The organism is Cupriavidus sp. KK10 (assembly GCF_018223725.1).
Lineage (GTDB): Bacteria > Pseudomonadota > Gammaproteobacteria > Burkholderiales > Burkholderiaceae > Cupriavidus > Cupriavidus necator.
In genome coordinates, this window is record NZ_CP073677.1 from 1,972,002 (window position 1) to 1,983,711 (window position 11,710).

The following is an 11,710-nucleotide window of genomic DNA, read 5'->3' on the forward strand; positions in this document are numbered from 1 at the left end:
TCGTATGCAGTCTGTTCTGAGATAAAGCTTCCCCACAAGAAAAATCATGATCGTACGGCCAAAGAGAAACTGGTTCAGCATGCTGTTCGTATGGAGCGGGTCAGTCTTGCAGACCATCATTCCGCAGCTGCTCTTCCTGGCTCTTGTCAGCGGCATCGCTGTCCTGACCCAAGGGCGGATACTGGGCGAAAAGATCCCGCTCAATACCGCCCCTTTCACGCTCTTTGGCGTGGCGCTGACCATCTTTCTTGCGTTCCGGAACAATGCCAGCTACGAACGCTTCAAAGAAGCACGCTACCTTTGGGGGTACGTGCTCATCGCCTCACGCTCGCTCACCTCGCAGATACTGTGTTATCTCCCCGAGGACCGCAGTGAGGATCGGATCCAGCTGGTCAATCATCTGATTGCGTTTGCCTATTCGCTAAAGCATGAGCTTCGCAAGACGGACCCGACCCAGGATCTGGCTCGGCTTGTCGGGCGCGACGCGATGGAGGCCTTGCGTTCCAAGCACTATCGGCCGACGGCAATCCTCAATGAGGTACGCCATAGACTCTCGCGCCTGCAATTTCGTGCCGTGATCTCGGAGAACAAGCTCTGGATGCTTGATGCCCAGATCAACGAACTGGCGACGACGGTCGGCGGGTGCGAGCGCATTGCATCCACCCCGATCCCGTTTTCCTACGGGGTCCTGCTGCATCGCACCGTGTACACCTGTTGCATCATGCTGCCATTTGGCCTGGTGGATTCGACCGAGCTGTTCACGCCAATCATCTGCGTCTTTGTTGCTTACACGCTGATCGCGCTGGAAGCAATCGCCGACGAAGTGTCCGAGCCGTTCAGCGAGGCGCCCAACGCTCTGGCACCCGATGCCATCGCACGCAATATCGAGCGCTCGCTGCTGGAGCTGTCCAATCGGGAGATTCCCGAGGAGAAATTACCGGACCGTCAGTATCAACTGACGTAGGGGGCGGCGCTGCAGTCAGTCCGGCGCGCCGAAACGGACCGCGCCGGCTCAATCGACAAGCATTATTTTCCGGGTGCTTGCCCTGTCAGTTCAAGCGGAACCGATGCCTCGCTCGTCAGCATCAGGAACGTCAGCGTTTCACGCAGGTACAGCCGTACCACCTGCTCCGTATGGCTGCTATAGCCGATCGAGAGATCCTCGCCAAGGTGCAAGGCGTAGTCACCGCCGCGGGTCGACAGTACACTGCCGCCGCTGATCGCCGGCGCCCAGATGATCTCGCCGCTGACGATCCGCTTGATGTGGTCAATGACCGGGTAGCCCTGGTCGCGACCGCCCGCGAGTGCGGTGTATGCGTCGGCGCCAAGGAGCACGGAGTAGGGGCCGTCGACGCCCGCCAGCTTCAACGCCTCGAGCGCATCGCTGATCACCTGCGGATATTGGTTGACGTCGGCCGGCAGCGTGAACTTCGGATTCGACGAGCCTTGGCGGATGCCAACGACGCCCGCCTGCCGATAGCCGTCGAAGATGGCACGATCCTCCGCAAAGGCAAGCTGTTTGGCCGCTTCCTTGGCTGGCTGCCAGTCGGAGTCGCGCGCGCCGCGCTCGACGCTGTCGATCGCTTCGCGCTGGAGTTCAAACGGCACGGTTAGCTGGACCAGGGCCCTGACCTCGCGCAGCTTCGCGCCGACGCCCTGCAGCGGCGCCTCGAGGTCCAGCAGGTGCCCGGTACCCACGCCGGCCAGTTCGGGGCCGCCGGGGCCGATCACGTCTGTCACGCGCCGTCCGGCGACGGAACGCTTGAAGGTGCGCGCCACTTCCTCTTCAATTTGAGACCATGCGGCGCTGGTGATTGGGGCGAGTTCGCGGTGCAGGTTATTCATATTCACGGTTCCCTTTGAGCGATCCGATATTCAATGAGCCTTCCCGGTGCGGTGCGGCCGACGGTGAGGGCGCCGGTTGGCTATCACTGACAGCAGGGGCTTCGCGGTCCGCAAGCCCTTCAAGCAGGTCGGCCGACGGCACAAAGAACAGGCTGCCGGTGACTGCCTTGCTGAAGTCGAGCAGCCGGTCGTAATTGCCGGGCGGCAATCCGACGAACATGTTCTCGAGCATCTTCTCGATCGGCGCGGGCGAACGGGCGTAGCCGATGAAGTAGGTGCCGAACTCGCCCGCTCCCGGGCGCCCGAATGGCATGTTGTCACGCAAGATCTTCACCTCTTGCCCGTTCTCGACCAGCGTTGTCAGCGAACTGTGCGATGACGAGGGTTTGATCTCTTCGTCCAGTTCGATGTCGGACAGCTTCTTGCGTCCGATGATCAGTTCTTGTGTCTCCACGGGAAGGGCATTCCACCCCGTCATATTGTGCAGATATTTCTGCACGATGACGTAGCTGCCGCCGGCAAACTCGGCATCCTCGTCGCCGATCACCGTGAAATCGACCGCCTCGCGTCCGGCCGGATTCTCCGTGCCATCGACAAAGCCGATCATCGCCCGCATGTCGAAGTTGCGAAAGCCGTGCACCTCGTCGACGACCTGGATCGCATCGCCAAGCTTGCCGAGCAGTTGCGTGGCAAGCTCGAAGCACAGGTCCATCGAATCGGCACGGATGTGCAACAGCAGGTCACCCGGCGTGGCGATGGCGACGCGATCGCCGGTGCCGAACTCCCGGAACGGATGCAGCGCCGCGGGACGGGGCTTGCCGAACAGCCTGTCCCAAGCGTCGGAGCCGAAGCCGCAGACACAGGACAGGTTGCCTGACGGCACGCGATGGCCGACCGCGCGCACGATGGCGGCAACGTCGGCACACCATGCGCGCACGGTGTCGGCGTGGTCATCGCCGTCGGTGAGCGTCGCAACGATGAATATGGCGCTGCGGGTGACTGTGCCGGAAACTGCTTGCGGTTCGGGGGAATTTGTAGGCATCGGGCGCTTCTTGTTGGTGAAACCGATACGGTTTTCGGGCTGACGGAAGAGAATTCAACGCATAAGCCTACACGAATTGTGTGGTGCCTCTGGCCTTTCATTTCCTCCTGACCAGGCAGTATCAATCGCCGTTGCAAATTGCGCAACGCCGGCGCTGGCGCTCACGTCAATTTGTAGGATCTGGCCCCTGTGCCCGCAAGTCCGCCACCGTCAACGATGAGATATTCCTCGCGAATGGGGGTGCCATCGAAATAGCTTTCCAGGATTTCCAGCGTGCCAGCGGCATAGCGGGCCTGCGCGGAGAGCGAGGTCCCGGAGATATGGGGGGTCATGCGGTTGAAAGGCATGGTTCGCCAGGGATGATCCGGGGGCGCTGGTTCGGGGAACCACACGTCACCGCCATAGGCGGCAATGTGGCCGGACTTGACCGCACGCACAACCGCGTCGCGGTCAACCAGTTCTGCGCGCGCCGTATTGATGAGGTAGGCGCCGCGCTTCATCCTGGCGAGCATCCTGTCATCAAAAAAATGCATGGTTGAGGGATAAAGGGGCATCTGAAGGCTGACAAAGTCCATGGCGCTCACGAGCGATTCCGCATCGGGGTGGAAAGTCAGGCCCAGTTCCTGCTCGATCTCCGGGCTGAGTCGGTGCCGCTGGGTGTAATGCAACTGCAGGCCAAAAGGCTTGAGCCTGCGCAGCACCGCGAGACCGATCCGGCCGGCGCCGATCGTGCCGAATTGCATGCCTTCCATGTCATAGCTGCGTGACACGCAGTGGGCAATATTCCACCCGCCACGCAAGGCGATCTCATGGGATGGCAGGTAGTTGCGGACCAGCGCCAGCATCGTCAGTATGACGTGCTCCGCCACGCTGATGCTGTTTGATCCCGTCACTTCGGCGACGGTGATGTGGGCACGGGCGGCCGCCTCAAGATCGACATGATCGGAGCCGACGCCCGCAGTCAGCGCAAGCTTCAGCTTCCTTGCCCTGGCGATTCGCTCCCTGGTCAGGTAAGCCGGCCAGAATGGCTGCGAAATGACCACTTCAGCATCGGGAAGATGCTTCTCAAACGCAGAGTCAGCCCCATCCTTGTCGCTGGTCACGATGAGTTCGTGGCCCAGCCCCTCCAGATAGCCGCGAAGACCCAGCTCGCCGGAGACCGACCCCACAAGTTCGCCGGGCTTGAATCCGAGCGCTGCCTTCGAGGTCGGGGCAGTCTGGCCGTTGTCATAGGTCGTGATCACCGGAATGTCATCGCGGACATAGTGCGGCGGATATCCGGAGACCGGATCCGGATAAAGGACACATAGGACTTTCGCCATGAGAGTTCGATTCCTTTCCTGCTTTGCAGCGAAATGGTCGGCCAGCCGATCCAGACTGCTGAGCAAGGCCCATGCCTGCGACAGCATCGCTGGGTAGTCGGGAGCTTCCGGCGGACTGCAAGCGCTGCGGGGCCTGTGCGATGGACAAAATGTCCATGCTGAGCCAGGTCTCTCGGGTCAATCTGTCCATCCCGTTGTCACTTAAGGCATCGCTTATAGGCGCGCAAAGAATCGCTGAATTTACCTTAGGTGGCCAGGCAATTATCTTGTCTCCAACGATGCAGGAACACTAAGCGCAGCGGCGTCGATGCACGCTTGAGCAAGCCCATCGGCCATTCGGATAAGGATAGGAGACCATGCATGTTCACGACGAGGATATTCCCGCGGCAGTCCCTGATGGTCTCCGGCGCGTCAGGCTGCCGGTCTACCTGACGCAGCCATGATCGTCGGCACGGCAGGACATATCCATCACGGCAAGACCAGCCTGGTCAGGGCGCTGTCGGGCATGGATGCCGACCGCCTGAAGGAGAAGAAGGCGCGCGAGGTCTCGATCGAGCCTGGCTATGCGTACGTGCCGCTCGAGAACGGCGACGTGCTCGGCCTGGTCGATGTCCCGGGCCACCAAAAGCTGATTCACACCATGGCCGCGGGCGCATGCGGTATTGACTTCGCGCTGCTCGTGGTCGCCGCCGATGCCGGCGTGATGCCGCAAACGCGCGAGCACCTTGCCATTGTGCAACTGCTCGGCATCCGGCGCGGCGTGATTGCGCTGACCAAGGTCGATCGCGTGGATGACGCGCGGCTGCGGCAGGTGCGCGCGGAGATTGCGTCGTTCCGGCGCGGCAGCATGCTGGAGGATGCACCGGTTTTTGAAACCTGCGCAACGCGCGCCGACGATCCGGGTGTGAACGCGTTGAAGCGGCACCTGCACGCGGCCGCGGCTGCGTCGCGCACCAGGCGCGACGACGGGCTGTTCCGCCTTGCGGTTGACCGGGTCTTCACGCTTGCCGGGCAAGGAACGATCGTGACCGGAACCGTGGTGTCCGGGCGCATCCATGTCGGCGACAGGGTGTTGCTCGCACCGAAGAACGAGTCTGTGCGCGTGAGCAGCATCCATGCGCAGAATCGTGCTGCTGCTGCTGCCGGGCGGGCGGGGCAGCGCTGCGCGCTGAACCTGGCCGGCATCGGCAAGGGCGCGATCGAACGCGGTGACTGGGTGGTCGATGTGCGCCTGGCACGGGCGTCGGAGCGCATCGATGTGATGCTGACACTGTTGCCAGACGCCCCTGCGCTGGAGCACTGGGCGCCCCTGCATATTCACCTGGGCACGCAGCACCAGGTGGCACGTGTCGCGCTGCTCGATGGCCCGACGCTTGCGCCCGGGCAGCGCGCGCGCGTGCAGCTTGTGTTCGAGCGGCCGGTGTGCGCACTGCCTGGCGATCCCTTTGTCGTGCGGAACGCGCAGGCTAGCCGCACCATCGGCGGCGGAGATGTACTCGATCCGTTCGCGCCCGCGCGCAAGCGCCGTTCCCCGGCGCGGCTGGCGTGGCTCGACGCAATGCAGGCCATGCTTGACACTGGCTCGGTCGGGGCATTGCTTGAGCAGGCGCCAAACGGGCTGTCGCGCGCGCTGCTGGAGCGGCTGAGCGGCATGCCGGCGGCGGCCATCGAACTGCCGCGGGACACGCGCGTGATTGAACTTCCGGGCGACGATGCCTTGCTGGTGTCCAGCGCGGCGTGGCGGGCGCTGGCGGGCCGATTGACCACTGCCCTCCGGCAATTCCACCAACGCTCGCCGGATGTGCTTGGCCCGGAGGTGGCGCGTTTGCGCAGGATCGCCGCGCCGCTCGCGCAAGACGCGTTGTGGAATGCGGTCGTCGATGACGCCTGCGCGCGCGGTGACATCATCAGGAACGGGCCCTGGCTGCACCTGCCCGAGCACACCGTGACGCTCGACGATGCGGATCGCTCGCTTGCCGCGACATTGCAGCAGGACATGAAAGCGGGGCGCTTCGATCCGCCATGGGTGCGCGAGCTGGCGAGCGCGCATGGCGTGCCGGAGGAGAGGGTGCGGCAACTGATGCGCAAGCTCGCACGTCATGGCGAGACGTTTCAGGTCGTGCACGACCTCTTCTACGATCCGGAGGCGATTCGCGAGCTGGCCTTGCTCGCCGCTGTCGACGCCAGCAAGAACGCCGGCACGGTCGTCGCCGGGGCATTTCGCAATGCCACCGGACTCGGACGAAAACGTGCGGTTCAGGTCCTGGAATTCTTTGACCGTGTTGGCTATACGCGCTTCGACCGTGGCCGGCATCTGGTGCGCACGGACAGTCGTTGGCTGGAGTTGCTCTGACAGGCGACGACTGCCTCCCTACATTCACCAGCAGCGGAGTATGTCTTGAGCGTCAGCACTGAGCAGGTCACCGAAGCCCTGCGCACCGTCATCGATCCCAATACGGGCAAGGACCTGGTGTCCACCCGATCGGCCAGGAATATCCGTGTCGACGGCGGCGATGTCTCGCTGGAAGTCGAACTCGGCTACCCCGCGAAGAGCCAGTTTGATCCGATCCGCAAGCTGGTGGTTGCTGCAGTGCGGCAAGTGCCGGGCGTGAGCAATGTCAGCGTGGCCGTCACCATGAAGATCGTCGCGCACGCGGTGCAGCGCGGGGTCAAGCTGCTGCCGGGCGTGAAGAATGTGATCGCGGTGGCGTCGGGCAAGGGCGGTGTGGGCAAGTCCACCACGGCCGTGAACCTGGCGCTGGCGCTGGCGGCAGAAGGCGCGCGCGTCGGCATGCTCGACGCAGACATCTACGGCCCGAGCCTGCCGATGATGCTGGGCATCGACGGCCGCCCGGAATCCGCCGACGGCCAGACCATGGAGCCGCTGGAAGGCCACGGCCTGCAGGCCAACTCGATCGGCTTCCTGATCGAGCAGGACAACCCGATGGTATGGCGCGGCCCGATGGTGACCTCGGCGCTGGAGCAGTTGCTGCGCCAGACCAACTGGCACGACCTGGACTACCTGATCGTCGACATGCCGCCGGGCACCGGCGACGTCCAGCTGACGCTGTCGCAGAAGGTGCCGGTCACCGGCGCGGTGATCGTCACCACGCCGCAGGACATCGCGCTGCTGGACGCCAAGAAGGGCCTGAAGATGTTCGAGAAGGTGGGCATTCCCATCCTGGGCATCGTCGAGAACATGGCGGTCTACTGCTGCCCGAACTGCGGCCATGTCGAGCATATCTTCGGGCACGGCGGCGGCGAGAAGATGTGCGCCGACTACGGCGTGGACCTGCTCGGCAGCCTGCCGCTGAACCTGCAGATCCGCGAGCAGGCCGACTCCGGCCGTCCGACCGTGGTGGCCGAGCCCGACAGCCCGGTGGCCGAGATGTACCGCGCCATCGCGCGCAAGGTGGCGATCAAGGTCGCCGACAAGGCGCGCGACATGACCAGCAAGTTCCCAAGCATCGTCGTGCAGAACACCTGACCAGGGTGAACGATTTACGCGCGGCTCCCGTCGCGCGCTGACATGGAGCAATGGCATGAGACGCCTTCGCAACGCCAAGATCGTGGCCACGCTCGGTCCCGCGAGTAGCACCCCCGACCTCATTGACGCACTGTTCGAGGCCGGCGCCGATGTCTTCCGGCTCAACTTCAGCCACGGCACCCACGACGACCACCGGCAACGATTCGAAGCCATCCGCGCCGTAGAGCGCGAACGGGGCCGCCCGATCGGCGTTCTGCTCGACCTGCAGGGTCCGAAGCTGCGCATCGGCACCTTCGCCGACGGCCCGGTGCAACTCGCCGCCGGTGCTGGCTTCCGGCTGGACCTGGACAGTGCGGCGCCCGGCTCGGCCAGCCGGGTCTGCCTGCCGCACCCGGAGATCTTCGCCGCCCTGAGCGAGGGCGTGGAGCTGCTGCTGGACGACGGCAAGACCCGGTTGCGCGTCGGGCAGTGCGGCGCCGACTTCGCCGAGACCACGGTCGTCAACGGCGGCACGCTCTCGGACCGGAAGGGGGTGAACGTGCCGGACGCGGTGCTGCCGCTGTCGGCCATGACCGAGAAGGACCGGCGCGACCTAGACTTCGGACTGGCGCTGGGTGCGGACTGGATCGCGCTGTCCTTCGTGCAGCGGCCGGAGGACATCCGGGAGATCAAGGCAATCGTCAACGGCCGCGCCGGCATCGTGGCCAAGCTGGAGAAGCCTGCCGCCATCCAGAGCCTGGACCTGATTGTCGCCGAGGCCGATGCCATCATGGTGGCGCGCGGCGACCTGGGCGTGGAGATGCCCGCCGAGCAGGTGCCGTCGCTGCAGAAGCAGATCGTCCGCGCGTGCCGCAAGGCCGGCAAGCCGGTCATCGTTGCCACGCAAATGCTTGAATCGATGATTGCCGCCCCCGTGCCTACCCGTGCGGAAGCGTCAGACGTGGCGACGGCGATCTACGACGGTGCCGACGCAGTCATGCTGTCGGCCGAGTCGGCTTCCGGCCGGTATCCGGTGGAGGCGGTGCGAATGATGAACAGCATTATCTCCCGCACGGAATCCGACCCGCTGTACCGCGACGCCATCGAGGCATCCCACACCCCGCCGCGCGCGGACGCGGCTGATGCCATCGGTTACGCGGTGCGGCATATCGTGGGCTTGCTCAGGGTGCCGGCGACGGTCGCCTATACCAGCTCGGGCTACTCGGCGCTGCGCATGGCGCGCGAGCGGCCGCAGGTGCCCATCCTCGGCATGACACCCCGCATGGCGACGGCGAGGCGGCTGACGCTCACCTGGGGCGTGCATGCGGTGCTCTGCCACGAGGTGCTGGATGTGCCGGAGATGACCGATCTGGCCAGCCGCACTGTGCTGGCGGAGGGGTTCGGGGAAGCCGGACAGTCCATCGTCATCTCCGCCGGACTGCCGTTCCTGGTGGCGGGAACCACCAACCTGCTGCGGATTGCGCAGATCCAATGAGGGGGTAGGGACGCCGCCGAACAGGTACGTCCCGGGGCATTGCCGCAGCGTTGCACGGTCCCCGCTGACAGAGGCCACTGCCACCTCCGTCAGCGGGCCGGGCCGCTCCCCTCCTGACCTCGACTCCCCCCTCGAAGGGGGTAGGCGATGCTGAGGCTTGGCTCATTTGCCCCGACTCTCGTTGACTACGGCTTTGGAAGCCCCCGGCGGGGCCTGCCGAAGACCGGGCAAATGATGGCCATGATGGTATCGAAACCGTGCAAAAGTCGTATCCTGCTAATCAGCAGGGTGCCTTTGACGGCGCGCAGGCATGAGTGGCGCCGTTAAAGGCCTTCCGGCTGGCGAACCTCGCCCGGTTTTATCGACGCCAACACTGTACATGCGCTGGCGCGTGGTCTAGTCTTCACGTTGACCCGCGTTCGGGTGAAATCCGGGCGAAGGGGCCAATCAAGGCGCCAGTAAAAGCGCCAGTAAAAGCGCCAGTATCGGGGGTCAGGACTGCCATGAGTATCGAGATCGGAAAAGACATCACTGCGTTTGCCGACCAACTGCTGGACGCCGTATTCCTGGTCGACACGGGCGGCCGCATCCAGTATGTCAGCGCAGCCTGCGAGGGCATTTTTGGCTATACGCCGAAGGATATGGCGGGCGAGTTCATCATCGATCTGGTCATGCCCGCCGACCGGGACCGGACCATTGTTGAGGCCAAGCAGGTCATGTCGGGAAAGAAGCGGATCGGTTTTGAAAACCGCTATCGCCACAAGGACGGCAGTGCCGTCCATATCATGTGGTCCGCCGGATGGCTCCAGTCGGAACGGTTGCGCGTCGGGGTTGCCCGCGATGTCACTGCGCTGAAGAAGGAGAGCATTCTTGACCTTGGGCTGGCGCTTTCTTCCGTCCCGTTGGCGCCCCACGAGCAGAAAGTTTTGCGGCTGCTGTTGACCGACGCATCGGAAAAGCAGATTGCCCAGCGCCTCGGTCTGGCGGTTTCCACGACCCATTCCTATGTGACCGGCATCTTCCGGAAATTCGGCGTCAGGGGCCGGGCCGGGTTGATGAGCCTGTGGCTGGAAAACCTGACCAGGGATTAGCGGTAGCGGAAAACCGAACGCTGGATGGTTTCCAACGGCACAAATCCTAGTCTGTATTTGTCTGATACAAACTAGGATTTGTGCTTGTCGGAAATCGGCGCGGGGTTCGGACACCACGTTGCATGCCGCCGCTAGCCGGCACATAGTCCATCTTCATTCGCGTACTTCGGGCCCCAATCCGATATCTCCACCGGCGCCGCCATCAGCGCCTGAGCAACGGGCACTGCGACTTCGACATCGGCATGAACGCCTGCTCGCCCGGCACCGTGGCCAGCACCTTGTAGTAGTCCCATGGGTACTTGGATTCGGCCGGCGTCTTGACCTCGAACAGATACATGTCGTGGACCATGCGGCCGTCTTCGCGGATGCGGCCGTTCTTGGCAAAGAAGTCGTTGATCGGCATCGACTTCATCTTCTTCATCACCGCCGCAGTCTCGTCGGTGCCCGCTGCCTGCACGGCCTTCAGGTAGTGTGTCACCGATGAATATGCACCTGCCTGGCTCATGTTGGGCATCTTCCTGAGCTTGTCGAAATAGCGGCGCGACCACGCACGCGTGGCTTCATTCATGTCCCAGTAGAAGGCCTCGGTCAATACCAGACCGGAGGCCGTCTTCAGGCCGATGGCGTGGATGTCGTTGATATAGAGCAGCAGGCCCGCCATGCGCTGCGTGTTGTTGCGGGTCAGGCCGAATTCAGAGGCGGCCTTGATTGCGTTGACGATATCGCCGCCGGCATTGGCCAGGCCCACCACCTGTGCCTTGCTGGCCTGCGCCTGCAGCAGATAAGAGGCGAAGTCGCTGGTGGCCAGCGGGTGGCGCGCGGCGCCAAGCACCTTGCCGCCGGTCTCGTTGATGACCGCGGTGGCCGAGTCCTGCAGCGTGTGGCCGAAGGCGTAGTCCGCCGTCAGGAAGAACCAGGACTTGCCGCCGCGCTCCACCATTGCGCGCGCGGTGGTGTTGGCCAGCGCGTAGGTGTCGTAGGCGTAGTGCACTGACACCGGCGTGCACAGGTCATTGGTGATGCGCTCGGTGCCGGGGCCGGAGAACACCACGATGCGGTTCTTCTGTCTTGCAACCTCAAGCACCGCCAGCGCCGGCGCCGACGCGGCCACGTCGAGGATGGCGTCGACATTGGCGGTATCGAACCACTCGCGCGCCTTGTTGGCGGCGATGTCGGCCTTGTTCTGGTGATCGACCACCACCAGCTCGATCTTCTTGCCCAGCACCTTGCCGCCGAAATCGTCGATGGCCATCTGCGCGGCGGTGGCGCTGCCGCGGCCGGTGACGTCGGCATACAGGCCGCTCATGTCGAGCAGCATGCCGATCTTGACGACGTCGTCAGAGACGGCGGCCCTGGGCTGGGCCTGGGCGGTGCCGCAGGTAAGCGCCGCGGCGAAGGCGAGGGCGCTGGCGGCAATACGGCGGATCGCGTGGCGATGGTTCATGGTGT

9 protein-coding genes are annotated in these 11,710 nt (G+C 63.9%); 5 read left to right on the plus strand and 4 right to left on the minus strand.

Annotated features, from left to right (window positions below; all coding sequences use genetic code 11):
* Positions 1-46: 46 nt before the first annotated feature.
* On the plus strand, positions 47-964 hold the full coding sequence (locus KB879_RS09575) for a bestrophin family protein (RefSeq protein ID WP_211981106.1): 918 nt from the start codon (positions 47-49) through the stop codon (positions 962-964).
* A gap of 62 nt (positions 965-1,026) precedes the next feature.
* On the opposite strand, the gene KB879_RS09580 is transcribed toward KB879_RS09575, so the two are convergent.
* The 3 genes from KB879_RS09580 to KB879_RS09590 form a co-directional block, all read right to left on the minus strand.
* Complete coding sequence (locus KB879_RS09580) at positions 1,027-1,845, minus strand: family 1 encapsulin nanocompartment shell protein (protein ID WP_153955681.1); 819 nt, start codon at positions 1,843-1,845, stop codon at positions 1,027-1,029.
* Positions 1,838-2,887 (minus strand): Dyp-type peroxidase, encoded by a 1,050-nt coding sequence (locus KB879_RS09585; protein WP_013952598.1) that lies wholly within the window; start codon positions 2,885-2,887, stop codon positions 1,838-1,840. Before KB879_RS09585 ends, KB879_RS09580 begins: the two co-directional genes overlap by 8 nt.
* A 161-nt stretch (positions 2,888-3,048) precedes the next feature.
* Positions 3,049-4,209, minus strand: a complete 1,161-nt coding sequence (locus KB879_RS09590; RefSeq protein ID WP_153955704.1) for an NAD-dependent formate dehydrogenase — start codon at positions 4,207-4,209, stop codon at positions 3,049-3,051.
* A gap of 439 nt (positions 4,210-4,648) precedes the next feature.
* Here KB879_RS09590 and selB point away from each other — a divergent pair, with 439 nt between their 5' ends.
* From selB to KB879_RS09610, 4 genes are all read left to right on the plus strand, one after another.
* Positions 4,649-6,562, plus strand: coding sequence for a selenocysteine-specific translation elongation factor (gene selB, locus KB879_RS09595; protein ID WP_211981108.1), 1,914 nt, complete (start codon positions 4,649-4,651; stop codon positions 6,560-6,562).
* A 45-nt stretch (positions 6,563-6,607) separates the two neighbouring features.
* Positions 6,608-7,696, plus strand: coding sequence for an iron-sulfur cluster carrier protein ApbC (gene apbC, locus KB879_RS09600; protein ID WP_013952601.1), 1,089 nt, complete (start codon positions 6,608-6,610; stop codon positions 7,694-7,696).
* Between the two features lie 55 nt (positions 7,697-7,751).
* On the plus strand, positions 7,752-9,170 hold the full coding sequence (gene pyk / locus KB879_RS09605) for a pyruvate kinase (protein WP_211981110.1): 1,419 nt from the start codon (positions 7,752-7,754) through the stop codon (positions 9,168-9,170).
* Between the two features lie 503 nt (positions 9,171-9,673).
* Positions 9,674-10,261: a helix-turn-helix transcriptional regulator gene (locus KB879_RS09610; protein WP_013952603.1), complete on the plus strand. Its 588-nt coding sequence runs from the start codon at positions 9,674-9,676 to the stop codon at positions 10,259-10,261.
* Between the two features lie 202 nt (positions 10,262-10,463).
* Here KB879_RS09610 and KB879_RS09615 read toward each other — a convergent pair whose 3' ends face one another.
* Positions 10,464-11,705, minus strand: coding sequence for an ABC transporter substrate-binding protein (locus tag KB879_RS09615; RefSeq protein ID WP_211981112.1), 1,242 nt, complete (start codon positions 11,703-11,705; stop codon positions 10,464-10,466).
* Positions 11,706-11,710 lie beyond the last annotated feature (5 nt).